Below are 26,391 nucleotides of genomic sequence, written 5' to 3'. Positions count from 1 at the left end.
GCCATCAATTGGTCAACAGCCAGGCATCACGCCGACTGGCTTGGGCATCCACAGCCTTGTCGTCGACCGTGAGGAGAATTTGCTCGCCCATGGTCGTGTGCAGTTTGCCTGCTGCATCAGCGGAGGGCGGCAGCAGCAAGGTCATGATCTGCTGATCCCGACAGACCAGCAGGCGCTGCGCTTGCCTGTCATGGATCCATTGGGTCAGGTCCTCAGGGCGGCGCAGTCGCCACCCGTCCAGTGCAATGAGCTCGTCGCCGGCACTGAGTCCGGCGGTCTCTGCCAGGCTGCCGCGCATCACGGCTTGTACTTTGAGCACGCCACTGCTGTCGCTCACCCGCATGCCCAGGCGCTGGGCCGGGCTGCCTGTCTTGCAGGTCCAGCGCACGCCGAAGGCCTGCACCAGTGCCTGCAGCGGGAGATCACGGGTGCCATGGACCCACTCCTGCATCAAGGCCTTCCAGGACCAGACGCCAGCTACAGTGGGCGGTTGACCGGCTTCTGCTTCGAGGGCCTGGGCCACATCGTCCTCATCAATCGGACGCCCCAGCTGCCAAAGGCGTTTCATGACGCCATCCAGCGTAGGCTGCAGTGCGCCTTCTGCCGGCGTCAGTTGTCGCAGGCTCAGGTCGAGCGCCAGCGCCACCAGCGAGCCCTTGGTGTAGTAGCTCACCGTGGCGTTGGCGGTGTTTTCATCCGGGCGGTAGTAGCGGGTCCAGGCGTCGAAACTGGCCTGGGCCACGCTATAGCGGTGACGGCCTGGGGTGGCGTGTACCTGGTTGACTGTCTTGCTCAGCAGCTTCAGATAGGCTTTGGCGTCGATCAGGCCGGTGCGCAGCAGGAACTGGTCGTCGTAGTACGAGGTGAAGCCCTCAAAGAACCACAGCATGCGGGTGTGGTTCTCCTGGCTGTAGTCGTAGGGCGCAAACTCCTTGGGCTTGATTCGCTTGACGTTCCAGGTGTGGAAATACTCATGGCTGATCAGTCCCAGCAGGGTCTGGTAGGCATCGATCGAGGTGGTGCGGCCGGTTCGGGGCAGGTCCTTGCGGGAGCAGATCAGCGCGGTGCTGTTGCGGTGTTCCAGTCCACCATAGCCATCCTCCACAGCATTGAGCAGGAAGACATAGCGATCGAACGGGGCCTTGCGCCGTCCGTGCCAGAACACGATCTGCGCTTCGCAAATGCTTCTGGCGTCGGCCAGCAGGCGCTCTCCGTCAAAGTCGGGGCTTGCACCTGACACAACCAGTTCGTGTGGCACACCGCGTGCCTTGAAATGACCGCGCCAGAAAGGGCCCAACTCGACTGGGTGGTCAACCAGTGCGTCGTAGTCGCTGGCATGGTAGTCACCAACGCCCAGTTTGTTGACCTTGACCGGAGCCAGTCCTGTTGCGACTTCCCAGCCTTTAGGCAGCCCGGTGATGCGCACCTTGTGTGGCAGTGCTTCTTGCCCCTCGACGCAGAGGAATACGCTGGTGCCGTTGAAGAACCCGCGCCTGCTGTCCAGGAATGCGGCCCGCACGGAGGTGTCAAATGCGTAGACCTCGTAACTGATCGTCAGTGGGGCACCGTCGTGGCAATCGACTTCCCATGTGGCCTTGTCGATTGGATGGACGCTGAGGGACGCTTCACCTTGCTGCGCAGCCAAAGGTGAGAGATGGCGCGCAAATTCACGCACCAGATAGCTTCCAGGAATCCACACGGGCAGGCTCACGCGTTGTCTGGCGCAAGGCTGCGGCACGGTCATCGTGACCTTGAACAGGTGTGCGTGGAGGTTGGCCACCTCAATCCGGTAATCGATCATGGTGCGGCAGGTCGGGTGTCAGAGTTGAGCGGCGGCGAGGAAGCAGCTGAGACTGGATACCACGGTGAGCCGAAAGCGCAGGGTCAACCAACCCGAGGCGCCAATCGTCGGGTAGAGCTTGCGGTCCACGACATAGCAAACGATGAGCACACCACCCAGCGCAGCGAGTCCGGCATGCGGTGGCATCAACTGGGCAACCCAGGCCATCAGGCCATAGGCAATGCCCCACCACAAGCAGCGTTTTTGCTCAGGGGTAGGCGGCTGATGCAAGCGCTGCTGCAACATGCTCAACCCCCACAGCATGCCCCCAATGAAGCCGACAACAAGGCAGGCATAGCTGGCCAGTCCGCCCACCACGAAAGCGAAGGGCTCGGCCTCCATGCGCCCGGCCAGCAGCCAGACAAACAAGGTGCCGCCGACGAAGGGGAGCAAGCCCAGATGCCCTAGGGTGCGGGCCAGATCGCTGGGTTCAGCCCAGCCGGGATGGGCTGACGGTGGGGTAGGGTAATGCGTTTGACTCAAGGTGTAACTCCAGGCCCAGCCGCCACCCGAACAGGGTTGGCGTGAGGCGCGATGCTCGTCATTGTGGCAATAAGTGAGGGATCGTGCTGTGCTGTTCAGTTGGCCAACCATCCGAAAACAGCCGGGATGTCGTCAGGAAGCGTCGGTGCACGCTTTTTCCAGTCGGCAACCCGCAGTGTTCTGCTCCAGCCCTGATCAAGGGTCAGGCCACAGCTGATCGTCAGCCACGTCTGTGCCTGAAGCTGCTGCAGCAAGGCATCTTTCAAGGCGTTGTTGCGGTAGGGGGTTTCGATCACGAGCTGCGTTTGGTGCCCCTTGCGAGACAGTTGCTCCAGGTCCTTGATGCGGGTGGCACGCTCCCCTGCGTCAACAGGCAGATAGCCCACAAAGGCAAAGCTTTGCCCATTCAGACCACTGGCTGCCAGTGCCAGCACGAGAGAGCTGGGGCCGGACAACGGTACAACCTGGATGCCGAGTTTGTGTGCGGCCAGTACCACGGCAGCGCCTGGGTCAGCCACCCCTGGCAGGCCTGCTTCGGACATGAGGCCCACATCGTGCCCCGCCAAGGCTGGCGCAAGCAGCGCATCCATCGCCTTGTCGTCCTGCTGTGTGGTTTTGCTGCCGCCCTTGGGTGGGCGAGGTAGAACCTGGATGTCCAGCCCCTGCAGCGGGGTAATCAAGGGGGTGATGGCATCTACCCGCTTGAGAAAGGCCCGGCTGGTCTTGGCGTTCTCGCAGATCCAGTGCGTCAGGCGCGCAGCGGCCTCAATGGCAGCCATGGGCAGGGTTTGGCGCAAATCGGGCAAATTGCCTGAGCCCGGTTCAATGCAGCCGAAATCAAGCGTGTTGGGCATCAGGATCAGTCGGCCCATCGTGGTGTGTGCGGTGGTGGCCATGTCAGTTGGAATTCGCGGTTGAAGGGGCATTCAGCGCTGCGCGCCAGGCGAGCAGGTCCAGGCCGGCCTGGCGGAGCAGTCTGGCCGTGACAATCAGGGGGAGGCCAATCAGCGCGGTGGGGTCTGACGAGTCAATGCGCTCCAGCAAGGTCACACCAATGCCTTCCGACTTGGCGCTGCCAGCGCAGTCATAGGGCTGCTCAATCTGAAGGTAGGTGTGCAAATCGGCGTCGCTGTATTGCCCCATGTGCACCCTTACCGTGCTGATGTCCAGAGCGATGAAGCCTGTTCGCGGGCGTGTCACAGCCACGGCGGTATGAAACAGAACCGATCTGCCGCGCATCGCCTGCAGTTGTGCAACAGCCTTGTCGTGGGTGCCGGGCTTGCCGATCGGTTCGCCATCCAGGTCCGCAACCTGATCGGACCCGATCACGATGACATCGTCACCCGCCGGGCAGGCTCTGGCCACAGCATGGGCCTTGGCCTGCGCCAACCGTCTGGCCAACTCAATCGGTGGCTCCTGGGCTGCCGGCGTTTCGTCGACATGCGGGGCTTGTACATCGAACGGTACCCCCCATTGGCTCAGCAAGGCGCGCCGGTAGGGGGACGTTGAGCCCAGAATCAGTCTGGGCCATGTGGATTCTTTCATGCCGCCATTGTCCAACTTCCTGCCGCTCGTACGGCCGACCCTCTACACTTGCGGGATGAAATCACGTGAGCATACGCCCCGTAAATTGGATGTCGGGGCATTCATTGATGAGCAGGCTCGCCTGGACGGTGAGGCGCCTGTCGCAGCCATGGCCCGTCTGGCGAGTTGCCTGGCCGAGGGGGCTGATCTGGATGTGTTGCCACCGGTTCGCTGGTCAGCCCAGGGGCGTCTGGTGCCGCAGCGTGTGGGGCGACCCGAGTTGTGGCTGGATCTGCACGCCGAGGCGCATTTGCCCTGGGAGTGTCAACGCTGCCTCCATCCGGTGCTGCTCGACGAGGTCATTGACCGCAGCGTGCGTTTCGTGGCTGATGAAAAGTCGGCCGAAACGCTGGATGCGGAGTCTGAAGACGATGTGCTGGCTGTGACGCGTCAGTTCGATCTGCTGTCTCTGATCGAAGACGAGTTGATCATGGAGCAGCCGATACTGCCCCGCCATGAGCAATGCCCGACCGATATCGGTGCGCTGATGGCATCCGACCAAGTGGTCATGCCTGACGGCTCTGCCATGGATGAAGCTGCGGTGCAGGCTGCCGAGGCGGCCAAGCCCAATCCGTTTGCGGCACTGGCTGCACTGAAAAAAGAGAAGGGCGACAAGGGCTGATTTGATATCAGTGTATTTGTCGTGCTAGAATCGCTGGTTTTCCGAGATTTTGTTTCGGAATCAATAACGATTTCATCAACACTTTGCGGACTGCAAGCGATGGTGGCGCTGCTTTGAAGCTCACCGAATCTCGCTGCGGTCTGACAACCCCGCGGGCTGTTTGCCCGTTTTGAGGAGTTCACCATGGCCGTTCAGCAAAACAAGAAGTCGCCCTCCAAGCGTGGCATGCACCGCTCGCACAATGCCCTGACCACTCCGGGCACTGCCGTGGAAGCTACCACGGGTGAAGTGCACCTGCGTCACCACATCAGCCCGACCGGCTTCTATCGCGGCCGCAAGGTGCTGAAGACCAAGGCAGAAGCCTGATCGATGTGAACCCCTGGTTTGTTCCGGGGGTGTCGCTCAACACGGGGCTGGATTGGCTGACAAGCGTTAGCCCTCCGGCCCGTTGTTGTTTCTGGCTCCAGAAAGCCGTCAGCCTGCCTCCATTCTGATGACCTCCAATTCGTCTGCTGCTGTTGCTCGTGCCATTCCTGATCTTCAGGGGGCTGTCCGTATTGCCATTGATTGCATGGGGGGGGACCTGGGTTCGGCCATGACCTTGCCTGCCTGCAAGGCCTTTCTGGCCCGGCATCCGGACGCAGAGTTGCTGTTGGTTGGCTTGCCTGAGGTCATTGAGGTTGCCAAGGATTGGGATCGTGTCACGCTGATCCCGGCCGCCGAGGTCGTCACGATGGACGACCCCGTTGAGGTGGCGCTGCGCCGCAAGAAGAATTCTTCCATGCGCCTGGCAGTGACCCAGGTCAAGGCCACCGCCGGTGTGGCGCCGGCGCATGCCTGTGTCTCGGCAGGTAATACCGGTGCGCTCATGGCGGTGTCGCGCTATGTGCTGAAAACGGTCGAGGGCATTGACCGCCCGGCCATTGCCTTTGGGTTGCCCAATCAGCAAGATCGCTCCACCACCGTGCTGGACCTGGGAGCCAATGTCGACTGTAGCGCGGAGCACCTGCTGCAATTTGCCGTGATGGGCAGCGCGCTGGTGTCGGCCATTGAGGGCACAGACGCACCCACGGTTGGCTTGCTCAACATTGGTGAAGAGGTCATCAAGGGCAACGAGGTCATCAAGCAGGCCGGCGAGCTGCTGCGCGAGGCGGATGCCAAGGGCTTGATCAATTTCTACGGCAACGTGGAAGGCAATGACATCTTCAAGGGCACAACCGATATCGTTGTTTGCGATGGCTTCGTCGGTAATGTCGCCTTGAAGTCTGCAGAAGGTCTGGCTGGCATGATGGCCAACTTCATCAAGCAGGAGTTTTCGCGCAACTGGTTGACCAAATTGGCCGCGCTGGCAGCTTTGCCGGTGCTCAACCAGTTCAAGAAACGGGCTGATCACCGTCGGTATAACGGGGCGGCTTTACTGGGTTTGCGGGGTCTTGTCTTCAAGAGCCACGGGTCGGCGGACGCGTTCGCCTTTGAGTTGGCGATCAAGAGGGCTTATGATGCCGCCCGTCATCGCCTTCTGGAACGAGTTCATGACCGGATCTCGGCCACACTCGAAGGCCTTCCCCCAGCTCACCAGGCTGAGGGTCAGGCCAGTCCAGATGGTACGTCGGCGGCTGATAGCGCAGGCGGTGCGGTAGATCGCGCAGCCTGAGTTGTTGGGCCGTCTTTAACGGGCGCCCTACAAGGGTGCAACTGTTTTGGACAAAATCTACTCTCGCATCGCCGGGACGGGCAGTTTTCTGCCGCCCAACCGCGTCAGCAACCAAGAGCTCGCCAGTCGCCTGGCAGAGCAGGGGGTTGAGACCTCTGACGAATGGATCGTTTCTCGAACGGGGATTCAGTCGCGCTACTTTGCCGACCCCGACGTCACCTCCAGTCAACTGGGGGCGCAGGCCGCAGAGGCGGCCATGCACGCCGCTGGTGTGACAGCGCAGGAGATTGATCTCATCATCTGCGCCACGTCCACCCCGGACATGGTGTTTCCCTCCACGGCCTGCCTGATCCAGCAGCGTATCGGTGCCAAAGGTTGCCCTGCTTTTGATGTTCAGGCGGTCTGCTCCGGCTTTGTGTATGCCATGACGGTGGCGGATGCGATGATCCGCTCTGGTGCTGCGCGGCATGCGCTGGTTATCGGTGCCGAGGTGTTTTCCCGCTTGCTCGATTTCAATGACCGCACCACCTGTGTGTTGTTTGGGGATGGTGCCGGTGCTGTGGTGCTGCAAGCCAGTTCGGCTCCTGGCATCGTCGCAACCCGTCTCCACGCAGATGGCCATCAGTCGGGTATCCTTTGCGCGCCGGGGGCAGTGTCTGGCGGCCAGGTCATCGGCGATCCCGTTCTGAAGATGGACGGACCGGCCGTCTTCAAGGCGGCGGTTACGGTGCTCGAGCAAGTGGCCAACGAGGTGTTGCACGCGGCTGGCCGAGATGCGTCGTGCCTCGATTGGTTGATCCCGCATCAGGCCAACCTCCGGATCATGCAGAGCATGGGGCGCAAGTTGCATCTGCCTGATGACAAGATCATCGTGACCGTGCATGAGCATGGCAATACCTCTGCGGCATCCGTGCCTCTGGCACTGGATGTGGCGGTCCGCGATGGGCGGATTCAACGTGGCGACACGGTGCTGCTGGAGGGGGTGGGCGGTGGCTTCACCTGGGGCGCCGTCCTGGTCGATTATTGAGTTTTGACATCGCTTCAACGACAAGTACTGAGGACACAGACAAGATGACTCGAATTGCTTTCGTCTTTCCCGGGCAAGGCTCCCAATCTGTGGGCATGCTCAATGCCTGGGAGGGGCATGCCGCTGTCCGCGACACGTTGGCCGAGGCCTCGGATGCCTTGGGCGAAGACGTTGCTCGCCTGATTGCCGAGGGCCCCAAGGAAGCCCTGGATCTGACTACCAATACGCAGCCGGTGATGTTGGCAGCAGGTGTGGCGTGCTGGCGGGCATGGCTGGCTGAAGGTGGTGCTCGCCCCGAGATCGTGGCTGGCCACTCCTTGGGTGAATACACTGCGCTCGTTGCGGCTGGCGCCTTGTCGCTCAAGGATGCCCTGCCGTTGGTGCGTTTTCGTGCCCAAGCCATGCAAGAGGCTGTGCCAGTGGGTGTGGGTGGCATGGCCGCCATCCTCGGCCTTGATGCGGCCGCAGTGAAGGTCGGGTGCGCCGAAGCCGCTGCCGCGACAGGTGAGGCTGTGGAGGCGGTCAACTTCAATGACCCGAAGCAAACAGTGATCGCCGGTACAAAGGCGGCAGTCGAGAAGGCCTGCGAAGTGCTGAAAGCGGCGGGTGCCAAGCGCGCACTGCCTCTGCCGGTGTCGGCGCCATTTCACTCCAGCCTGATGAAGCCTGCAGCCGAGCGACTGAAGGAAAAGCTGGCTGCGACGGCTTTTAAAACGCCTGACATCAAGGTGCTCAACAATATCGATGTGGTAGTGGCTACAGATGCTGACGCCATCCGCGATGCGCTGTATCGCCAGGCCTTTGGTCCTGTCCGTTGGGTCGAGACCATCCAGGCATTCAAGACGGAAGGCATCACGCATGTGATCGAGTGCGGCCCGGGCAAGGTTCTGGCCGGCATGGTCAAACGCATTGATGGCGAGTTGATTTCCACCACGATTTTTGATCCGGCCTCATTGGCCGAAGCCAAGGGGATGCTGGCATGAGCACGCATGACAACAAGCAGATTGCCCTGGTGACCGGCGCCAGTCGCGGTATCGGTCGCGCCATTGCGGTCACCCTGGCTCAGCGTGGCTATGTGGTGTATGGCACGGCCACCAGTGAATCCGGCGCACAGGCCATCACCGAGGGGTTGGCTGCCTTTCCTGGCTGCCGTGGCGTGGTGCTCAATGTCAATGACGCCGCTGCGGTAGATGCCCTGATCGACGCCATTCTGAAAGAGCAGGGCGCGCTGCAGGTGCTGGTCAACAACGCCGGCATCACCCGCGACAACCTGGCCATGCGCATGAAGGATGACGACTGGGATGCGGTGATCGACACCAATCTGAAGGCCGTTTTCCGCATGAGCCGTGCCGTGATGCGTCCGATGATGAAGCAACGCTACGGGCGCATCGTCAACATCACCTCGGTCGTGGGGGCATCCGGAAACCCGGGGCAGGCCAACTACGCTGCCGCCAAGGCTGGTGTGGCCGGCATGACCCGTGCGCTGGCGCGCGAGTTGGGTAGCCGCAGCATCACGGTCAACTGCGTGGCGCCCGGTTTCATTGACACCGACATGACCCGGGCTCTGTCCGAAGAGCAGCAATCGGCTCTGAAAACCCAGATTCCGCTGGGGCGTCTGGGGCAGCCAGAAGACATCGCCGAAGCGGTGGCCTTCCTTGCTTCGCCCCAAGCTGGTTACATTACCGGGACGGAGCTACACGTCAACGGTGGCATGTTTATGAATTGAGGTTTTGTCAGGGTATCTCAACTTCCTATTTCGGCTTGTCGCGGAATCCACCGTACAGCCGGTAAAATCCCTGGTTTGTTTGCACCACCTCCTGGAGGAGTCATGAGCGATATCGAAGCACGCGTCAAGAAAATCATTGCCGAACAACTCGGTGTGGCCGAGTCTGAAGTCACCTCTGAAAAGGCTTTCGTGGCCGATCTGGGTGCTGACTCGCTGGACACTGTGGAACTGGTGATGGCTCTCGAAGACGAGTTCGGCATCGAGATCCCCGATGAAGAAGCTGAAAAGATCACCACCGTTCAGCTCGCCATCGATTACGCCAAGGCTCACGCCAAGGCCTGAGATCCGCACTGATTGATCGCTGGGGCCCTTCGGGGCCTTGGTTGTCTCTGTCTTTACAAATTACATCCCATCCAGCATGACCCGTCGTCGCGTTGTCGTCACCGGCCTGGGCCTCGTTACGCCCGTGGGTAACACGGTGGCCGAATCCTGGTCGAACCTCATTGCTGGCAAGTCCGGCATCGACACCATCACCAAGTTCGATGCAACGGGCTTCGCCTGTCAGTTCGCAGGTGAAGTCAAGGGCTTCAACATCGAGGATTACATCCCCGGCAAAGAAGCCCGTCACATGGATACCTTCATCCACTATGGTCTGGCTGCCAGCATTCAGGCAGTTCAGGACAGTGGTTTGCCAACCGGTGAGGCCCTCACGCATGAGCAGGCCGAGCGCATCGGTTGCCTGGTTGGTTCCGGTATTGGTGGTCTGCCCATGATTGAGCAGACGCACAAGGACTACACCGATCGGGGTCCTCGTCGCATTTCGCCTTTCTTCGTGCCCGCCTCGATCATCAACATGATCTCCGGTCACGTCTCCATTCATTACGGGTTCAAAGGCCCGAACCTGTCGATCGTGACGGCCTGTACCACTGGCCTGCACAGCATCGGCCAGGCTGCTCGCATCATTGAGTATGGCGATGCCGACGTCATGGTCGCCGGCGGTGCCGAGTCCACCGTGTCACCTTTGGGTGTGGGCGGCTTTGCTGCGGCGCGTGCCTTGTCCACCCGCAACGATGACCCCGCTACGGCGTCTCGTCCCTGGGATAAGGACCGTGATGGTTTCGTGCTGGGTGAGGGCGCCGGCGTCATGGTGCTTGAAGAGTATGAGCACGCCAAAGCTCGTGGCGCCAAGATCTACGCCGAGTTGTCCGGCTTCGGCATGAGCGCTGATGCGTATCACATGACGGCGCCCGACGTGGACGGCCCGACCCGCTCCATGAAGGCCGCGCTGCGCAATGCAGGTGTCAATCCGGATCAGGTTCAGTACCTCAATGCGCACGGCACCTCCACGCCGCTGGGTGATGCCAACGAAACCAATGCCATCAAGGCAGCGTTTGGTGATCACGCCAAGTCGCTGGTGGTGAACTCCACCAAGTCCATGACGGGTCACCTGCTGGGTGGCGCTGGCGGGATCGAATCGGTGTTCACGGTCCTGGCTATCCATAACCAGATCTCCCCGCCCACCATCAACATCTTCAACCAGGATCCCGAGTGTGACCTGGACTACTGTGCCAACACGGCACGCGAGATGAAGATCGATGCCGCGCTGAAGAACAACTTCGGCTTTGGCGGTACCAACGGTTCGCTGTTGTTCAAGCGCGTCTGAGCTTGAGTGCGGCCCTTGCCCCGCGGGCGGGGCTGCTTGATTCCCCTGCGGCCTGGTCTGTTCAGGCTGGCCTTGGGGTATGGCCTTTGTTGCGGCGTTCAGGCCGCTTGGCCATGTTGCTTTCCTTGGCCTTCCTGTGCTGTTGGCTGGTGCTGACATGGCGTGATGCCAGGCTTGGTCGCGCCTCCTGGTGGCAATTGCTGGCCGGTACCACGGTCGCTGGGCTCTGGTTGCGCCAGTTTCCCCGTGTTTGGGGTGACCTGGGCAGGCGTGGTGACCTGCGTCTGATGTGGCTAGGGTGTCTGCCTGCCGCGGGCGATGTTGAGAATGAACAGCGTGCGGGTTGGCATGTCAACGTCAATGGCATAAGGCCCGTTGAAGTCATTCCAGTACTGAATATCGGGCCCGTTCTGTTGCTTCGTCTGTCTGCCATCAGGTCTGCGTCTGCATCCCCCGCATGGTCCGAGTGGGTGTGGCTGTCTGACCGTCAGTCGATGATGGATGCCGTGTCACTGCATCATTTGCGTGCGCTGGTGTTCGTGTCGGGTATGAATCGACGGACAGGTAAGGGGGGTATTCATTCTCCATATAAGGCTTCACCGACAAAGGTGGCATCATGCCCAACCATGTCATCTCGAGACAACGGGTCGAAGAGACCGTCACCCCAGTCGAGGCGCGTATGAGCCCCAAGTCTGAATACCCAACGGGCGATCAGGCGGATGTCGTGCGGCTGCCGACAGGATTGCTTCACGCCGCAGATGCCGTTGTTCAGTCGGCGGCTACCGAGTTGCCTGTGGATGCTGCGATCCAGTCTGTGGACGTCGATGCACCGCTTGTGGCCAGGGTGCAGAGGGGTGATCAGCGGGCCTTTGAGATGCTCGTGGTCAAGTACGAGCGTCGCATCCAGCGACTCATCGCTCGCATGGTGAGGGATACCGATCTGGTGGATGACATTGCCCAGGAGACGTTCATCCGGGCGTACCGGGCACTGCCCAACTTCCGGGGTGATAGCGCGTTCTACACCTGGCTTTACCGCATTGCTGTTAACACGGCGAAAAAGGCTTTGATTGGCCTGCAGCGCGATCCGCTATTGACCGAGACGGCGCTAGGAGGGCTTTCCGAGGAAGATGGGCAAGAGTCTTCTCGTGTTGAAAATGAGCTCACCACAGGGGAAACGCCAGAGTCCACCATGGCCAGTCGGCAAATTGCCGAGGCTGTCAACTCCGCTATTGAGGCCTTGTCCGACGACCTGAGGCAAGCCATCACCCTCAGAGAAATCGAGGGCTTGAGCTACGACGAGATTTCCGAAGTCATGAATTGCCCTATCGGAACGGTGCGCTCTCGCATCTTTCGCGCGCGTGAGGCGATTGCCCAACGATTGCGCCCCTTGCTGGACACCCGGGAGGGTGAGCGCTGGTAAAGTTCATTGAACTTTTTGTGAGGAGCTGTGTCTGACCGGACAGGTGGCCAGCTGGGGCCCGTACTAGTTAGTCGATCTGGAGTGATCACATGTCTGACCGTCGCATGGATACCGCATCATCGCTGGAGGCGCTGTCTGCATTGGTAGACGGTGAAGCCAATGAGGCTGAGACCGTTCGTGCGTGTCATGCGTGGCGAGATGACCATCAGGTTCGCGACACTTGGGCGCAATATCAACTCATCAGCGATGTGTTGAAGTCTGACGATTTGGCGTTGGATCAGGGGCGAGCCGACTTTCTGGACCGTTTTCGATCCCGCTTGGCCAATGAGCCTGTGGTGCTGGCGCCGGCCGTGGCCTATGGCCGCACTGCGCCGCAGATGGCGGATTCGGGGGCGGCAGACCAGATTGCAGTCGGTAGTGATGTCGTGATGCAGCCTTTGCGCCGCAGGACCTGGACGGGGCCGGTTGCCGTGGCGGCATGCTTCGTTGCGGTAGTTGGGGTGTTGGTGCTGCAAGGGCGAGGGGCCCTCGGTGATGTCGGCATGGATGCCCAGATGGCGGCCTCTGCAGGCGCTCCTCGGCCAGCAGCAGGTGAACGGGCTGATGTCGCACTTGCATCGGCTGCTGCTCCTGCTGATGTCGCTCAGTCGAGTCAGGAGGGGACCTTCATGCAAGTGGGGCACCATGGTCGCCTTGAATGGCGTGATCCCCAGTTGGATCAAGCCTTGATGAGCCAGCAAGCAGAGCATTCCTTTGCCTCACGCGGCGGAGCCCTTCGGACGGTCGCTTTCGAGGCGCCCTGAGCTCAAGTCTGAGCTCCCCACGTGGGCCCCGGATTTACTTCCTGAAACGCTGTGAACGTGAACTGTCAGCACAGTTGCGGCATCTTACGTTGCACATCTGTATTCATTTAGCCTGTTCATGAGGTTCTTGCCAATGACATCGTCGTATCAGTCGAAACCCTCTACGGCTTCCGTCGTGAAGCGCACCCTGGTGGTGGGGGCGGTCGTGTCCGCCGTCGGGTTGGTGCTGGGGTCCAGTCTGTTTCCTCACCCTTCGCAGGCGCAGCAGCCACAAACCCCCTTTGGTGTTCAATCCACCACGCCAGCGCCCGTGATCGTCAAGGGTTTGCCTGATTTTTCCGAGTTGGTGGAAAAGGTCGGCCCCTCTGTCGTGAGCATCCGTACCATGCAGCGTGTCACGGAGGACGACGGCGACGAGGATGAGGCCGATGCGCAGATGCGCGAGTTCTTCAAGCGCTTCTTTGGCACGCCCATGCCAGGTCAGACACCGCAGCGCAAGGCCAAGCCCAAGTCGAACGAGCAGGGCGAAGAGCGCCCTCGGGGGGTCGGGTCTGGTTTCATCCTGAGTGCTGATGGCTACGTCATGACCAATGCCCATGTGATTGACGGTGCCGATGAGGTCTATGTCACGCTGACGGACAAGCGCGAGTTCAAGGCCCGTGTGGTCGGTGTGGACAAGCGCACTGACGTGGCGGTCGTCAAGATCGAAGCCAAGGGTTTGCCCGCTGTTCGCATCGGGGATGTGGGGCAGTTGAAGGTTGGCGAATGGGTCATGGCCATTGGCACCCCATTTGGCCTGGAGAACACCGTGACGGCGGGCATCGTCAGCGCCAAGGCGCGTGACACCGGTGAAGAGGTGCGCTTCATTCAGACCGATGTGGCGGTGAACCCGGGCAACTCGGGCGGCCCGCTGATCAACATGCGCGGCGAGGTGGTGGGCATCAATTCGCAGATCCTCAGTCGTTCTGGCGGGTTCATGGGCATCTCGCTGTCCATTCCAATCGACGACGCCGTGAAGGTGGCAGAACAGTTGCGTGCCAATGGCAAGGTGGTTCGCGGCCGCATTGGTGTCCAGATCGAACCCATGAGCAAGGATGTGGCTGATTCACTTGGCCTTGGCAAGGCCGAGGGGGCGGTGGTGCGCATGGTCGAGCCGGGCGGCCCGGCAGACAAGGCTGGTCTGGAGGCTGGCGACATCATCACCAAGTTCAACGGCCAGACGGTCGAAAAGGTTTCGGATCTGCCTCGACTGGTGGGCAGCACCAAGCCCGGTACCAAAGCCACTTTGCAGGTGTACCGACGTGGCGCATACAAGGATCTCACGCTGACGGTGGTCGAGATGGATGCGGACAAGCCAAAGGACGGTGGCAAGCCTGCGCCGGCCGAAAAGGAGAAGGCGAATGCATCTAGCGTGCTGGGCTTGGCCCTGAGTAACCTCACTGCAGACCAGAAGCGCGACCTGAAGGTCAATGGTGGTGTGCTGGTTGAGGATGTGGATGGTCCAGCTGCCCGAGCAGGCCTGCGCGCTGGCGACGTGATTCTGTCGCTGGGTAATGTGCAGGTGGCCGACGTGAAGCAGTTCGAGGCCGTGCTGTCCAAATTGGACAAGAGCAAGCCTGTCAGCGTGCTGGTACGCCGAGGTGACTGGGCGCAGTACGCTGTCATTCGCCCCAATCGCTGATCGTCTGTTCTAACCAGATGACGACCCACAGTTCCCGACAGGGGCTGTGGGTTTTGTTATCTGAAAAGTCCTGTGCTTCGCAGGGAATATACCGGGGTTCCGTACGGTGCTCCCCGCTGTTGATAACTGAGCGGAAGCGAGCTGGAAAGTCGATACAATCACGCCCCAAGAACGCGCTCTTCTGTCGCAGAAATCAACGTGCCCGCTTGTCTTTGGGTGATTTGGTCTGCAAGGTTATCAACAGCAGCCTGTTGATATCGTGTTGATAACATGCTTGTTGGTGGTCTGCAACGACCCGTCCGATGCTTGGGCGGCGCTTGCGGCGGGGGGCTTTTCGCTACAATGAAAGCCCAACAAGCAGTTGCCATACGTTTTTGTTGGAAGGCGCGTCACTCCTTTGGACGTGCCTTTTTTTTATGAATCACATTCGCAATTTTTCGATCATTGCCCACATTGACCACGGCAAGTCGACGCTGGCTGATCGCCTCATCCAGCGCTGTGGTGGTCTCAGTGATCGGGAGATGGAAGCCCAGGTGCTTGACTCGATGGATATCGAGAAGGAGCGGGGCATCACCATCAAGGCACAGACCGCAGCTCTGCAATACAAGGCCCGTGATGGGCAGGTCTACAACCTGAACCTCATTGATACCCCGGGGCACGTCGACTTCTCCTATGAGGTGAGCCGTTCGCTGTCCGCGTGTGAAGGGGCCTTGCTGGTGGTGGATGCGAGCCAGGGCGTTGAAGCCCAGACTGTGGCCAATTGCTATACCGCGCTGGACCTTGGCGTGGAGGTGATCCCGGTCCTCAACAAGATGGACCTGCCGCAGGCCGATCCGGATCGAGCGAAGGCCGAGGTTGAAGATGTCATCGGTATCGATGCGACCGATGCCATTCCGTGCTCCGCGAAGACGGGCCTGGGGGTGGACGACATCCTGGAAGCCGTGGTGGCGCGCATGCCCCCGCCCAAGGGCGATGCAGACGGCCCTTTGCGTGCCATGATCATCGACGCCTGGTTCGACAACTACGTCGGCGTGGTGATGCTGGTGCGTGTGGTAGACGGTCAGATCAAGAAGGGTGAGCGCATTCGCCTGATGGCCACCAATTCGGTCTATCCGGTGGATCACCTGGGCGTCTTCACGCCCAAGTCGGTTGATCGCCCCGATTTGAAGGCTGGCGAAGTGGGCTTCGTGATCTGTGGCATCAAAGAGCTGGCCGCAGCCAAGGTTGGTGACACCATCACGGTGGAAAAGAAGCTGCCGAACAATGCCGGCCCGGCAGAATCCGCGCTGCCTGGTTTCAAGGAAATTCAGCCTCAGGTGTTTGCGGGGCTCTATCCCAGCGAGTCGAGCGAATACGACCAGTTGCGCGATGCACTGGAAAAGCTCAAGCTCAACGACAGCTCGCTGCGCTATGAGCCTGAAGTGTCGCAGGCTCTGGGCTTCGGGTTCCGCTGCGGCTTCCTGGGGCTGCTGCACATGGAGATCGTGCAGGAGCGTCTGGAGCGTGAGTTCGATCAGGATCTGGTCACCACGGCACCCAGTGTGGTCTATCAGGTCGAGATGAACGGTGGCGAGGTCATCGAGGTGGAGAACCCCTCCAAGATGCCGGAGGTGGCCAAGATCGCCGAGATCCGTGAGCCCATCGTCACGGTTCACCTGTACATGCCGCAAGACTATGTGGGGCCAGTGATGACGCTGGCCAATCAGAAGCGCGGTGTGCAGATCAACATGGCCTATCACGGGCGTCAGGTCATGCTGACCTATGAGATGCCGCTGGCCGAGATCGTGCTCGACTTCTTTGACAAGCTCAAGAGCGTCTCGCGCGGCTATGCCTCCATGGACTATGAGTTCAAGGAATACCGTGCATCCGACGTGGTGAAGGTGGATCTGCTGATCAACGGTGACCGCGTCGACGCCTTGTCCATCATCGTTCACCGCACGCAGGCGCAATACCGTGGTCGGGCCGTGGCGGCCAAGATGCGTGAGCAGATTCCGCGTCAGATGTATGACGTGGCCATCCAGGCTGCAATTGGTGGGAACATTATTGCCCGTGAGAACATCAAAGCCCTGCGCAAGAACGTGCTGGCGAAATGTTATGGTGGCGATATCACGCGTAAGCGCAAGCTGCTGGAAAAGCAGAAGGCTGGCAAGAAGCGCATGAAACAGATTGGTACTGTCGAGGTGCCACAAGAGGCTTTCCTGGCCATCCTTCAAGTGGAAGATTGATGAGTTTTCTGACAGGTATTCTTTATGCGGCGCTGGCTGCCTATCTGGGCGGTTGGTATTTCGGGCAATGGCAGGGCAATTTCTCTCTGTTGCTGCTGATTCTGTCCTTTGTCACCATGCTGTATTGGCTGGCCGAGCGCTTCAAGTTCCGTCCGGAGCGTGAGGCAGCGGCCACCCGTCTGGCTGAAGAGTCAGACAAGCGCAAGGCTCAATTGGCCAGCCAGGGGATTGCCCAGGTTGATGCTGATATCACTGAAGCCAAAGAGCGCTTGCTCATGCAGCCCTGGTGGCTGGATTGGACGGCCGGTCTGTTCCCGGTGATCATCGTCGTCTTCCTGATGCGGTCGTTTCTGTTCGAGCCGTTCAAGATCCCGTCTGGATCGATGGTGCCGACCCTGTTGGTTGGCGACTTGATTCTGGTGAACAAATTCCACTACGGTATCCGCCTGCCGGTCATCAACAAGAAGATCCTGGCCATCCATGAGCCGCAGCGTGGTGATGTGATGGTCTTCCGTTATCCGGTCAACCCCAGCCTCGACTACATCAAGCGCGTGGTGGGGGTGCCGGGTGACGAGGTCTCTTATATCAACAAGCAGTTGCGTATCAATGGCAAGTTGATCGAGACCCAGCCCTTGTCCGAGTTCTATGATGAAGACAGCATGCGTTACAGCCTGCAGTATTCGGAGAACCTGACGGGCGTGTCCCATCGCATCTTGATCGACAAGGACCGACCGGCCTATGTGCCGCCGATGGCTGTTGAAGATTTTCCGTTCAAGGACAACTGTCAGTACAGCGGGGAAGGTGTGGTCTGCAAGGTGCCCGCTGGTCACTATTTCATGATGGGCGACAACCGCGATAATTCTCAGGATTCTCGGTTCTGGGGCTTTGTTCCGGACGAAAATATCGTAGGTAAGGCTTTTGTGATCTGGATGAATTTCGGTGATTTGAAGCGAGTTGGGTTCTTCAATTGACCGTTCAAGGAGGCATGATGACGCGTCGAAATCAGTCTGGTATTTCTCTGATTGGCTTGCTGTTTTGGGCCGTGGTGGTGGCTTTTGTCGCCTTGCTGGTGATGAAGATCGTGCCGGCCGTGACGGAGTACCAAACCATCAAGACGATGGTGGACAAGGTGGCTAAAGACGGCGGTTCGACCGTACCGGAAATTCGTGCGGCATTCGACCGCGCGCAGCAGGTCGAATATGGGGTCGAAGCTGTGACAGCCAAGGATCTAGACATCACCAAGGAAGGTGACAAGATCGTCGTCAAGTTTGCCTACAACAAGGAAATTCCGATTGTTGAGCCTGTCTACATCCTGATCAAGTTCGAGGGTCGCTCGAAGTGATCGGTTGTGATGCCATGGTCGCGGGGCGTTGATGTCCCGCTCCGATTTCCATGAGCCAGCTTCGAGTTTTCCGAAGCTGGATGCCCTCCAGCATCGCATGGGCTATCAGTTCAAGAACCCGCGATTGCTGGCTCGGGCCCTGACGCACAAGAGCTTCAGTCAGGAGCACTATGAGCGGCTTGAATTTCTTGGTGATGCGGTGCTCAGCCTGGCTGTGTCGGACATGCTCTACAGCCAGTTCGATCGCAGCGATGAAGGCGATCTGACTCGCGTCAGGGCTCACCTGGTTCGGCAGGAAACCTTGCACAAGCTGGCCGTTGCGATGGGTCTACCAGAGTGCCTGCGCATGAGCGAGGGTGAAGCGAAAGGGGGCGGCGCCCAGCGCCCCTCCATTCTGGCTGATGCTGTTGAGGCCATCCTGGGAGCCATCTATCTGGATGCGGGGTTTGCCGAGGCGCAGGCCTTGGTCGGACGGCTGATCAAGCCGGTGCTGGCACAGGGGGCTACCCTGGACAGCTGGACCAAGGATGCCAAGACGGCCTTGCAGGAATGGCTGCAGGCGCGCAAGATGCCCGTGCCAACCTATCGAATCGACGCGACACGGGGCAAGGCGCACGAACAAGTTTTTGTCGTGGCATGTGAGTTGCCTGCGCTGGGCATCGCCGTGCTTGGCGAGGGGCTGTCTCGAAGAGCAGCCGAGCAAGCCGCAGCCGAAATCGTGCTGGCTCAGATCAAAGACCAGCCTCCCGTGACGCCGAAGCCTACCGTGGTTGTCAAGAAGCGCACCCGTGCCCAATAAGGGGCACACTGTTTTCCCCTATTCCGTTTGCCATGCCGAAAAAGCCTTCTTCGACTGACTCGTCCGCGCCGCCTGAGATCCAGCGGCCCGAGGTGACTTCTCCTGCACAGAATCCCGATCTGGATGCCATGTTGGCCAAGCTCTCGATGGCCCGCAAGGGCGGTGCGGGGGCTGATGCGCAGGCGGCTAACCAGCGCTGCGGGATGATTGCCATCATCGGGCGTCCGAATGTGGGCAAGTCCACTTTGCTCAATGCGGTGGTGGGGCAGAAGGTGTCGATCACCTCGCGCAAGGCGCAGACCACACGCCACCGCATCACTGGTATCTGTACCGATGACACAACCCAGTTCGTGTTTGTCGATACGCCCGGTTTTCAGACGCGGCATGTGGCACGCGGTACGGCGGCACTCAACCGCAATCTGAACAAGACCGTGCAGGCGACGCTGTCCGATGTGGACGTGGTGCTGTTCCTGGTGGAATCCGGTCGGTTTGGCCCGGATGACGAGAAGGTGCTGGCCCTGTGCCCGAAGGACAAGCCTGTGTTCCTGGTGGCCAACAAGCTGGATCTGGTCGGGCGCCGCGAAGAGTTGCTGCCTTGGCTGCAATCGATGCAGCAGCGTCATCCCTTCACCGAAATCGTGCCTTTGTCGGCCCAGAAAGAGGCTGACACGAAGCGCCTGCTGGACATCATCCGTCCGTATGTGCCTCAGCAACCCTGGTGGTATGACCAGGATGCCCTGACTGACCGTACCGATCGCTTCCTGGCCAGCGAGATCATCCGTGAAAAGCTCTTCCGCCTGACCGGGGATGAGCTGCCGTACACCTCGACGGTGGTGATCGACAGCTATCAGGAGGAGGCGCCTACGCCGGGCCGCAAAGGCGCTACGGGCCTGATCCGCATTGCCGCCACCATCATCGTGGAGCGCGATGCCCACAAAGGCATGGTGATTGGGGACAAGGGCGAGCGACTCAAGCGCATCGGCTCCGAGGCTCGGACCGAGTTGGAGCGCCTGCAGGGGCGCAAGGTGTTTCTCGAGTTGTGGGTCAAGGTTCGCTCAGGCTGGGCCGATGACGATGCCCGCCTGCGCACCTACGGCTACGAATAAGGTGGCAAGAAGGGTTTGATTGGTGGCCCGGGCTACGTCACGACCTGGCAGTGTGGGCTATGTGCTGCACAGCCATGACTGGAGCGAATCCAGTCTGATCCTCGATCTCTTTACCAGGGATCACGGGCGTGTTGTGGCTGTTGCGAAGGGCGCCAAGCGTCCCTATTCGCAACTTCGGCCGGTACTGCTGCCATTTCAGCTCATCCACGTCACATTCGGCGCCCGGCGTACCGAAGAGGCTGATGTCTGGCTGGTGCGACAGGCAGAGTGGGCGGGCGGCACAGCCTGGCCCGGCGGGGCCGCCATGCTGCCGGGGTTCTATGTGAACGAGTTGCTGATGCGTCTGCTGGCGCGTCATGATCCACACCCCGTGCTGTTCGATGCCTATCAGCAGGTATTGCAGGTATTGCCTGATCCGGCCTTGCTGCAGGCTGGGCTTCGGGCCTTCGAGTTGATGTTGCTGCGTCAGTTGGGCCTCTTGCCCGATCTCGGGGCAGAGACCATCGGCGGGGTGGCTTTGCAGCCCGATCTGCGCTATGAAATTCACCCCGAACTGGGCGTGGTGCAGCCGCAATGGCAAGGGGGCGATCTGCCGGTGGTCTTGTCTGCACTGACTGGGGATGCGCTCTCCGGACTGGATCGGGCGCTGGGTCACGCTCACGCGGGCCAGGGTATGGCGCCGCTCATGGCTGCCACACTTCCGGTGTTGGCAGAACTCAAAGCCATTTTGCGCCCACTGCTCCAATATCATCTGGGGTCTCAAACGCTGCGAACCCGGCAGCTCATGATGGAACTACAACAGGCATGAACTACTCAGCCGCTCTCCTGACATCGAACGATACGCCGCTGCTTGGCGTCAACATCGACCACGTCGCCACCATCCGCAATGCGCGTGGCGGCCGCTACCCGGACCCCGTTGTCGCTGCACGTCTGGCGGTCGAAGGGGGTGCCGACATCATCACCTTCCATCTGCGTGAAGATCGCCGCCACATCAAGGATGACGACGTGGTTCGGCTGAAAGAGGCGCTGTCTGTGCCCTTGAACTTCGAGGCGGCCGTTACCGACGAGATGCTCGACATCATTGTCCGTACACGCCCTGAACATGTGTGTCTGGTGCCGGAGCGTCGTCAGGAGGTCACGACAGAAGGTGGCCTTGATGTACTCGGGCAGTTGGGGCGCATGAAGGATGCCTGTGCGCGTCTTTCGGAGGCCGGTTGCCGCGTATCGCTGTTCATCGGGCCTGACCCGGCTCAGATCGAAGCTGCGGCCCTGGCTGGTGCCCCGTGCGTGGAGTTCCATACCGGTGCGTTGGCCAACGCATGGTGGGACGCCGATGTTGGCAAGACCGAGCATGAGTTGCTTCGTCTGAAGACGGGGCTCAGTCTGGCCCGCAGCCTCGGTTTGCGGACCCATGCCGGTCATGGCCTGGCTTTGTCGCTGAACCTCCCTGAGTGTGGTCCACGTCCCGTCGGGCCAAGCAGTACGGCGATCGCGGCGGCTCAGGTAGATATTGCCGAGCTCCACATTGGTCATGCCCTGATCGGGCACGCCATGTTCGTGGGCATGAAACAGGCCATTGCCGACTTCAAGGCCGAGATCGTGCAGGCACGACACGCGGCCGTCTCGGCAGCTTGACGGGCGGGGCGCGGGCCATGATCGTCGGCGTGGGTACAGACCTTTGTGCCTTGCAGCGCATCCGTGACGCCCTCGCGCAACATGGTGAGCGCTTCGCGAAGCGCATTCTTGGTGATCAGGAACAGCTTGTTTACGAGACGCGCGCCCAGGCCAATCCCGAGCGTGGTGTGCGTTATCTGGCCATGCGGTTCGCAGCCAAGGAGGCCTTCTCCAAGGCCATTGGGCTGGGCATCCGAGAGCCCATGAGCTGGCGTCGCTGCGAGGTGCTCAATGGGCCATCGGGACAGCCTGTCATCAGCCTCAACGGCCCTTTGCTGGACTGGTTTGATGAGCGCGGCTGGACGGCGCATGTCAGCTTGAGCGACGAAAGGGATCACGCCATGGCATTTGTCGTGATCGACATGAATTCAATGGAGACGACACAATGAGCAAGACAACCCGGTTGGCCCGTACGCTGGCCGAAGTGGATGGGGTTCATGCACCAGTGGTGCTGGACATCGAAGGGCTGACACTCAACGACGACGACCGTCGGCGCCTGGAGCACCCGCTGACGGGGGGGCTCATTCTGTTCGCACGGAACTGGGCCAATCGGCATCAACTGACTGCACTGTGTGCCGAGATCAAGGCCATTCGCCCAGATGTGCTGATTTGCGTGGATCACGAGGGTGGCCGCGTGCAGCGTTTCAAGACCGACGGATTCACCCATGTGCCGGCCATGCGTCGTTTGGGCGAGATGTGGATGAACGATGGCAAGGGAGGCGAGGGCAGCGGCGCCATGGCGGCCATGGATGCCGCAACCGCATGTGGTTATGTGTTGGGAGCAGAGTTGCGTGCCTGTGGGGTCGATCTGACCTTCACGCCCGTGCTGGACCTTGACTATGGCGAGAGCAGCGTCATTGGGGACCGCTCCTTCCACCGCGATCCTCGTGTGGTGACGGCCTTGGCCAAGAGTGTGATGCACGGCTTGCTGTTGTCCGGCATGGCGAACTGTGGCAAACATTTTCCAGGGCATGGCTTCGTGAAGGCGGACTCCCATGTGGCCATCCCGGTCGACAAACGCAGCTTGAAGGCGATCATGTCGGATGATGCTCGCCCTTATGAGTGGATGAGCACGTCTCTGACCAGTGTGATGCCGGCACATGTGATCTACCCGAAGGTGGATAGCGCGCCTGCAGGGTTTTCTGCGCGCTGGCTGCAAGAGATCCTGCGTGGCAAGCTGGGCTTTACCGGTGCCATTTTCAGCGACGATCTGAGCATGGAGGGGGCCAGCGTGGTTGGCAACCACACGCAAGGTGCCGTGGCAGCGCTCAATGCAGGGTGTGACCTCGTGCTGCTGTGCAACCAGTCACTTCACGGGGGCAAGCCTGTCGATGCCTTGCTCGATGGTCTGCTGGACAGTGTCTCCAAGAAACAATGGCGCCCCAATGCAGACAGCGAAGCGAGGCGCCTGGATCTATTGCCTCAAACGGCGCCCCTGACCTGGGACGAGTTGATGCACCATGCGCCATACCACCAGGCGCTGAGCAAGTTGCCTGTTTGAAGAGGGCGCACGAGCACCCATAAAAAAGCGCCGGTGTCTTTGAGACACCGGCGCTTTTCTTTTGTATGCATCGGGGGCTTGCCCCGATGCATCATCAGGCGGTCATGTCGAAGGGCAATTGCACCTGGTTGAGGTCTTTGCGTGTTTCAACCAGGATCAGCGGACCTTCATCCAGCACCAGAGCGGGCTTGCGTTCACGGGGAACGCGCACAGGCTTGGGTTCGTTGGCGATGATCTCCTGCACGACACGGATCTTCTCTTCATCGGAGTTGATCCATTCCAGGCCAACGCCTCGAGCCAGCTCAGCCAAATCAGTCAGCGGCAGCACATAGGGGGCTGGAGTTGCTTGAGCGGCTGGGGTCTCAACGGCTGGCGCAGTATCCACAACCTCTGCTTCAAGGCTGGCGGCAGGTGCAGGCGCAGGTTCGGCCAGTGTGAACGGGCCTGTGTCGGCGCTCGGTGCCGGCAAGGTCAGACTCAAGCCTTCTGTTGGGGCTGCGGCCTCCATGGCAGCGGCAGGCGCTTTGACATCAGTCTGTTCGCCGGCTTGTTCGCCTTCAACACGGTCGCGACGTTCGCCACGACGATTGCGGTCGCGGCGCGAGCGGCGACGGCCTTCACCGTTTTCACCTTCTGCCTCTGGGCGGTCACCTTCAGCCTGGGTGCCGTCGGTTGACTCCAGCAGTTCGTCGTTGCTCGAAGTGGCTTCAGTCAGGGCTTGTTGACCTTCCTCGCGCTCACCACGGCCTCGGCCACCACGGCGACGGCGACGGCCGCCTTCGCGTTGTTCACCAGTGCCTTCACCTTGGTCCAGCAGGGTGCTGGGCACGGTGTCCACAAAGGCGTTCTCAGTACCTTCTGCAGTCGCGGCGGCTACCTGTTCACGTGCGGGGCGGTCCTGACGGTCTCCGCGACCATTGCGGCCACGGCGCGGCTCGTTGTTGCGGCCATTGCCTTCCTGGCCTTCCGGTCGGGTATTCGTGGCCTCGGCTGTGGCTTCCTGGGGCCGCTCATCGCGCCCACGGCGACCTTGTTGCTGGCGACCTTCACGCTGTTGTTCGCCGCCACGGCCTTGTGCGCCGTTGCGTTCGCCGCGGCCTTGGCCTTCTCGGCGGTTGCGGTTGCGATCGCGGTTGCCTCGACCTGCCTGACCCTTGCCGGATTCGGCGGGCGTCTCGGGCGCCACTTCAGCTTTGGCTGGAGTGGCTTCGGGCGTGGAACCTGCGCCAAACAGACGCTTCAGCCAGCCGAAGAAGCCGCCACCAGCTGCAGCGGGCGCTGCGGCGACCGGTGCCACGCTGGGTGCTTCGAGAGCCGGCTCGTCCTTGGCGGGCGTGATCGGGGCAGGCTGGTCAGGCAGCACGCCTTTGATGACGGGCTCCTGCTTCGCCTTGGCGCGCTCGCTGGCACTTTGACGACGGGTGAAGCCGACTTCATCATCAGGCTCCTCGATCATCTTGTAGCTGGCCTGGATGTTGTCCAGACGAGGGTCGTCGTGGCGCAGGCGTTCCAGCTTGTAGTTCGGGGTCTCGAGGTGCTTGTTGGGCACCAGCAGCACGGTGACGCGTTGCTTGAGTTCGATCTTGGTGATCTCGGTGCGCTTCTCGTTGAGCAGGAAGGACGTGACTTCCACGGGCACCTGCACATGAACGGCCGAGGTGCCGTCCTTCATTGACTCTTCCTGGATGATGCGCAGGATCTGCAGGGCCGACGACTCGGTGTCGCGGATGTGGCCCGTGCCGTTGCAGCGAGGGCAGGTGATGTGCGAGCCTTCAGACAGGGCAGGGCGCAGGCGCTGGCGGCTCATTTCGAGCAGGCCGAACTTGCTGATCGAGGCAAGTTGAACGCGTGCACGGTCGGTGCGCAGGGCGTCACGCAGACGGCTTTCAACCTCACGGCGGTTCTTGTTGTCCTCCATGTCGATGAAGTCGACAACGATCAGACCGCCCAGGTCGCGCAGTCGCATCTGACGGGCGATTTCATCGGCCGCTTCCAGGTTCGTGCGGAAGGCGGTTTCTTCGATGTCGCTGCCGCGGGTGGCGCGTGCCGAGTTGACGTCCACCGAAACCAGGGCTTCGGTGTGGTCGATCACGATGGCGCCGCCGGACGGCAGGTTCACCGTGCGGCTGAAAGCCGTTTCGATCTGGTGCTCGATCTGGAAGCGCGAGAACAGCGCGGCATCATCACGGTAACGCTTCACCCGGTTCGACTGATCGGGCATCACGTGCAGCATGAACTGCTTGGCTTGCTCGTAGATGTCGTCGGTGTCGATGAGGATTTCACCGATGTCCGAAGTGAAGTAATCGCGGATGGCGCGGATGACCAGGGACGACTCCTGATAGATCAGGAATGCACCGGAGCCAGCCTGGGCTGCTTCGTCAATGGCCGACCACAGCTTGAGCATGTAGTTCAGGTCCCATTGGAGCTCGGCAGCCGTGCGGCCAATGCCGGCGGTGCGGGCAATCAGACTCATACCCTTCGGGTATTCGAGCTGGTCCATTGCCTCTTTGAGCTCCTCGCGGTCATCGCCCTCGATACGGCGGCTGACGCCACCGCCGCGGGGGTTGTTGGGCATCAGAACCAGGTAGCGTCCGGCCAGGGAAATGAAGGTGGTCAGGGCAGCGCCCTTGTTGCCACGTTCTTCCTTTTCGACTTGAACGACCAGTTCCTGGCCTTCCTTGATGGCGTCCTGAATCTTGGCAGAGCGGACGTCCACACCTTCACGGAAATACTGTCGAGAGATTTCCTTGAACGGCAGGAAACCGTGGCGTTCTTCGCCGTAATCAACGAAACAGGCTTCAAGAGACGGCTCGACGCGCGTCACGACGGCCTTGTAGATATTGCCCTTGCGCTGCTCGCGGCCTTCGATTTCGGTTTCGAAGTCAAGCAGTTTTTGTCCATCAACAATGGCCAGGCGCCGTTCTTCGGGCTGCGTGGCGTTGATCAGCATGCGCTTCATGTGCACTCCAGTTCATGCGAGGCCTGCCCTGGATGGCGTCAGGCAAAACCTCGTTGACTGTCTGCCCAAAGGCGACAGCCGCTTGCATGCACGAGTCAACGCAATGGAACCGGAAGGAATTGCCGTGGCAGCGCGACCAAAGGTCAGAACTGCAGGGGCGCGTGCGCGGTCATGTCACGAAGCCCTGGCCCTGGGCGGGGGCACGGCAGATCGCTGGCGGAGAGCTGATCGCCGGCCGGTTGTGCCGGGCAAGGGGTCTGGTCCGCATCGTGCCGTATTGTC

The 26,391-nt window shown here is 60.6% G+C and carries 25 protein-coding genes; 20 read left to right on the top strand and 5 right to left on the bottom strand.

The genetic code is table 11. The annotated features are described in order from the left end of the window. Window positions 1–4 precede the first annotated feature (4 nt). The 4 genes from ACE3PH_RS11210 to ACE3PH_RS11195 all read right to left on the bottom strand — a co-directional run bounded on the left by ACE3PH_RS11210 (window position 5) and on the right by ACE3PH_RS11195 (window position 3,868). Window positions 5–1,801, bottom strand: coding sequence for a M61 family metallopeptidase (locus ACE3PH_RS11210; protein ID WP_374318916.1), 1,797 nt, complete (start codon window positions 1,799–1,801; stop codon window positions 5–7). 18 nt (window positions 1,802–1,819) lie between these two features. After that, the gene (locus tag ACE3PH_RS11205; protein ID WP_374318914.1) at window positions 1,820–2,323 is read right to left on the bottom strand and encodes a DUF3429 domain-containing protein; all 504 of its coding nucleotides are present in this window, start codon (window positions 2,321–2,323) and stop codon (window positions 1,820–1,822) included. A 95-nt stretch (window positions 2,324–2,418) separates the two neighbouring features. Then, entirely contained in the window at window positions 2,419–3,219 is an 801-nt protein-coding gene (locus tag ACE3PH_RS11200) for an SAM-dependent methyltransferase (RefSeq protein WP_374318912.1), read from the bottom strand. Window position 3,220: 1 nt separating this feature from the next. Then, window positions 3,221–3,868, bottom strand: coding sequence for a Maf family nucleotide pyrophosphatase (locus ACE3PH_RS11195; RefSeq protein WP_374318910.1), 648 nt, complete (start codon window positions 3,866–3,868; stop codon window positions 3,221–3,223). Here ACE3PH_RS11195 and ACE3PH_RS11190 point away from each other — a divergent pair. From ACE3PH_RS11190 to nagZ, 20 genes are all read left to right on the top strand, one after another. Next, a complete protein-coding gene (locus ACE3PH_RS11190) occupies window positions 3,867–4,529 on the top strand; it encodes a DUF177 domain-containing protein (RefSeq protein WP_374318908.1) in 663 nt (220 codons plus the stop codon). The genes ACE3PH_RS11195 and ACE3PH_RS11190 overlap by 2 nt on opposite strands. Before the next feature lie 183 nt (window positions 4,530–4,712). Continuing rightward, window positions 4,713–4,895, top strand: coding sequence for a 50S ribosomal protein L32 (gene rpmF, locus ACE3PH_RS11185; protein WP_374318906.1), 183 nt, complete (start codon window positions 4,713–4,715; stop codon window positions 4,893–4,895). Window positions 4,896–5,022: 127 nt separating this feature from the next. Beyond that, window positions 5,023–6,183, top strand: coding sequence for a phosphate acyltransferase PlsX (gene plsX, locus ACE3PH_RS11180; protein ID WP_374318904.1), 1,161 nt, complete (start codon window positions 5,023–5,025; stop codon window positions 6,181–6,183). Window positions 6,184–6,238: 55 nt separating this feature from the next. Next, entirely contained in the window at window positions 6,239–7,210 is a 972-nt protein-coding gene (locus ACE3PH_RS11175; RefSeq protein WP_374319015.1) for a beta-ketoacyl-ACP synthase III, read from the top strand. 44 nt (window positions 7,211–7,254) lie between these two features. Continuing rightward, window positions 7,255–8,193, top strand: coding sequence for an ACP S-malonyltransferase (fabD, locus tag ACE3PH_RS11170; protein WP_374318902.1), 939 nt, complete (start codon window positions 7,255–7,257; stop codon window positions 8,191–8,193). After that, complete coding sequence (gene fabG, locus ACE3PH_RS11165) at window positions 8,190–8,936, top strand: 3-oxoacyl-ACP reductase FabG (protein ID WP_374318900.1); 747 nt, start codon at window positions 8,190–8,192, stop codon at window positions 8,934–8,936. The genes fabD and fabG overlap by 4 nt, the downstream gene beginning before the upstream one ends. A 102-nt stretch (window positions 8,937–9,038) precedes the next feature. Next, window positions 9,039–9,278 (top strand): acyl carrier protein, encoded by a 240-nt coding sequence (acpP, locus tag ACE3PH_RS11160; RefSeq protein WP_374318898.1) that lies wholly within the window; start codon window positions 9,039–9,041, stop codon window positions 9,276–9,278. A gap of 76 nt (window positions 9,279–9,354) precedes the next feature. After that, complete coding sequence (fabF, locus tag ACE3PH_RS11155) at window positions 9,355–10,599, top strand: beta-ketoacyl-ACP synthase II (RefSeq protein ID WP_374318897.1); 1,245 nt, start codon at window positions 9,355–9,357, stop codon at window positions 10,597–10,599. 805 nt (window positions 10,600–11,404) lie between these two features. Further along, on the top strand, window positions 11,405–12,019 hold the full coding sequence (gene rpoE / locus ACE3PH_RS11150; RefSeq protein WP_374319014.1) for an RNA polymerase sigma factor RpoE: 615 nt from the start codon (window positions 11,405–11,407) through the stop codon (window positions 12,017–12,019). Between the two features lie 89 nt (window positions 12,020–12,108). After that, a complete protein-coding gene (locus ACE3PH_RS11145) occupies window positions 12,109–12,822 on the top strand; it encodes a sigma-E factor negative regulatory protein (protein ID WP_374318895.1) in 714 nt (237 codons plus the stop codon). A gap of 133 nt (window positions 12,823–12,955) precedes the next feature. Beyond that, complete coding sequence (locus ACE3PH_RS11140; protein WP_374318893.1) at window positions 12,956–14,503, top strand: DegQ family serine endoprotease; 1,548 nt, start codon at window positions 12,956–12,958, stop codon at window positions 14,501–14,503. A 416-nt stretch (window positions 14,504–14,919) separates the two neighbouring features. Further along, window positions 14,920–16,728: a translation elongation factor 4 gene (gene lepA, locus ACE3PH_RS11135; RefSeq protein WP_374318891.1), complete on the top strand. Its 1,809-nt coding sequence runs from the start codon at window positions 14,920–14,922 to the stop codon at window positions 16,726–16,728. Beyond that, complete coding sequence (gene lepB, locus ACE3PH_RS11130; RefSeq protein ID WP_374318889.1) at window positions 16,728–17,699, top strand: signal peptidase I; 972 nt, start codon at window positions 16,728–16,730, stop codon at window positions 17,697–17,699. The genes lepA and lepB overlap by 1 nt, the downstream gene beginning before the upstream one ends. Window positions 17,700–17,713: 14 nt before the next feature. Further along, on the top strand, window positions 17,714–18,070 hold the full coding sequence (locus ACE3PH_RS11125; protein ID WP_374318887.1) for a DUF4845 domain-containing protein: 357 nt from the start codon (window positions 17,714–17,716) through the stop codon (window positions 18,068–18,070). Window positions 18,071–18,101: 31 nt separating this feature from the next. Beyond that, window positions 18,102–18,869 (top strand): ribonuclease III, encoded by a 768-nt coding sequence (gene rnc / locus ACE3PH_RS11120; protein WP_374318885.1) that lies wholly within the window; start codon window positions 18,102–18,104, stop codon window positions 18,867–18,869. Window positions 18,870–19,015: 146 nt separating this feature from the next. Then, on the top strand, window positions 19,016–19,975 hold the full coding sequence (gene era, locus ACE3PH_RS11115) for a GTPase Era (RefSeq protein ID WP_374319012.1): 960 nt from the start codon (window positions 19,016–19,018) through the stop codon (window positions 19,973–19,975). Between the two features lie 22 nt (window positions 19,976–19,997). Continuing rightward, window positions 19,998–20,783 carry a DNA repair protein RecO gene (gene recO / locus ACE3PH_RS11110; RefSeq protein ID WP_374318883.1) on the top strand — a complete coding sequence of 262 codons (786 nt, stop codon included), beginning with the start codon at window positions 19,998–20,000 and terminating at the stop codon, window positions 20,781–20,783. Next, window positions 20,780–21,610 carry a pyridoxine 5'-phosphate synthase gene (locus ACE3PH_RS11105; protein ID WP_374318881.1) on the top strand — a complete coding sequence of 277 codons (831 nt, stop codon included), beginning with the start codon at window positions 20,780–20,782 and terminating at the stop codon, window positions 21,608–21,610. Before recO ends, ACE3PH_RS11105 begins: the two co-directional genes overlap by 4 nt. A 17-nt stretch (window positions 21,611–21,627) precedes the next feature. Next, window positions 21,628–22,038, top strand: a complete 411-nt coding sequence (gene acpS / locus ACE3PH_RS11100) for a holo-ACP synthase (RefSeq protein WP_374318879.1) — start codon at window positions 21,628–21,630, stop codon at window positions 22,036–22,038. Next, window positions 22,035–23,150, top strand: coding sequence for a beta-N-acetylhexosaminidase (gene nagZ / locus ACE3PH_RS11095; protein WP_374318877.1), 1,116 nt, complete (start codon window positions 22,035–22,037; stop codon window positions 23,148–23,150). The genes acpS and nagZ overlap by 4 nt, the downstream gene beginning before the upstream one ends. A 94-nt stretch (window positions 23,151–23,244) precedes the next feature. Here the strand turns inward: nagZ and ACE3PH_RS11090 are convergent, their stop codons facing one another. Beyond that, entirely contained in the window at window positions 23,245–26,109 is a 2,865-nt protein-coding gene (locus ACE3PH_RS11090) for a ribonuclease E/G (protein ID WP_374318875.1), read from the bottom strand. Between the last annotated feature and the right edge of the window lie 282 nt (window positions 26,110–26,391).

It is taken from the genome of Aquabacterium sp. (genome assembly GCF_041909175.1).
GTDB lineage: Bacteria > Pseudomonadota > Gammaproteobacteria > Burkholderiales > Burkholderiaceae_C > Aquabacterium.
Note: the sequence above shows the minus strand (reverse complement) of the source record. Positions and strands in the feature narration are given on the sequence as shown.

What these genes read in the sequence shown, in the direction of transcription:
- ACE3PH_RS11210 (WP_374318916.1), bottom strand. Translation starts at nt 1,801, where the DNA reads ATGATCGATTACCGGATTGAGGTGGCCAACCTCCACGCACACCTGTTC.
- rpmF (WP_374318906.1), top strand. Translation starts at nt 4,713, where the DNA reads ATGGCCGTTCAGCAAAACAAGAAGTCGCCCTCCAAGCGTGGCATGCAC.
- ACE3PH_RS11200 (WP_374318912.1), bottom strand. Translation starts at nt 3,219, where the DNA reads ATGGCCACCACCGCACACACCACGATGGGCCGACTGATCCTGATGCCC.
- ACE3PH_RS11125 (WP_374318887.1), top strand. Translation starts at nt 17,714, where the DNA reads ATGATGACGCGTCGAAATCAGTCTGGTATTTCTCTGATTGGCTTGCTG.
- acpP (WP_374318898.1), top strand. Translation starts at nt 9,039, where the DNA reads ATGAGCGATATCGAAGCACGCGTCAAGAAAATCATTGCCGAACAACTC.
- fabF (WP_374318897.1), top strand. Translation starts at nt 9,355, where the DNA reads ATGACCCGTCGTCGCGTTGTCGTCACCGGCCTGGGCCTCGTTACGCCC.
- fabD (WP_374318902.1), top strand. Translation starts at nt 7,255, where the DNA reads ATGACTCGAATTGCTTTCGTCTTTCCCGGGCAAGGCTCCCAATCTGTG.
- rnc (WP_374318885.1), top strand. Translation starts at nt 18,102, where the DNA reads ATGTCCCGCTCCGATTTCCATGAGCCAGCTTCGAGTTTTCCGAAGCTG.
- ACE3PH_RS11190 (WP_374318908.1), top strand. Translation starts at nt 3,867, where the DNA reads ATGCCGCCATTGTCCAACTTCCTGCCGCTCGTACGGCCGACCCTCTAC.
- lepA (WP_374318891.1), top strand. Translation starts at nt 14,920, where the DNA reads ATGAATCACATTCGCAATTTTTCGATCATTGCCCACATTGACCACGGC.
- ACE3PH_RS11145 (WP_374318895.1), top strand. Translation starts at nt 12,109, where the DNA reads ATGTCTGACCGTCGCATGGATACCGCATCATCGCTGGAGGCGCTGTCT.
- ACE3PH_RS11140 (WP_374318893.1), top strand. Translation starts at nt 12,956, where the DNA reads ATGACATCGTCGTATCAGTCGAAACCCTCTACGGCTTCCGTCGTGAAG.
- ACE3PH_RS11090 (WP_374318875.1), bottom strand. Translation starts at nt 26,109, where the DNA reads ATGAAGCGCATGCTGATCAACGCCACGCAGCCCGAAGAACGGCGCCTG.
- era (WP_374319012.1), top strand. Translation starts at nt 19,016, where the DNA reads ATGGCCCGCAAGGGCGGTGCGGGGGCTGATGCGCAGGCGGCTAACCAG.
- nagZ (WP_374318877.1), top strand. Translation starts at nt 22,035, where the DNA reads ATGAGCAAGACAACCCGGTTGGCCCGTACGCTGGCCGAAGTGGATGGG.
- acpS (WP_374318879.1), top strand. Translation starts at nt 21,628, where the DNA reads ATGATCGTCGGCGTGGGTACAGACCTTTGTGCCTTGCAGCGCATCCGT.
- ACE3PH_RS11105 (WP_374318881.1), top strand. Translation starts at nt 20,780, where the DNA reads ATGAACTACTCAGCCGCTCTCCTGACATCGAACGATACGCCGCTGCTT.
- plsX (WP_374318904.1), top strand. Translation starts at nt 5,023, where the DNA reads ATGACCTCCAATTCGTCTGCTGCTGTTGCTCGTGCCATTCCTGATCTT.
- lepB (WP_374318889.1), top strand. Translation starts at nt 16,728, where the DNA reads ATGAGTTTTCTGACAGGTATTCTTTATGCGGCGCTGGCTGCCTATCTG.
- ACE3PH_RS11195 (WP_374318910.1), bottom strand. Translation starts at nt 3,868, where the DNA reads ATGAAAGAATCCACATGGCCCAGACTGATTCTGGGCTCAACGTCCCCC.
- fabG (WP_374318900.1), top strand. Translation starts at nt 8,190, where the DNA reads ATGAGCACGCATGACAACAAGCAGATTGCCCTGGTGACCGGCGCCAGT.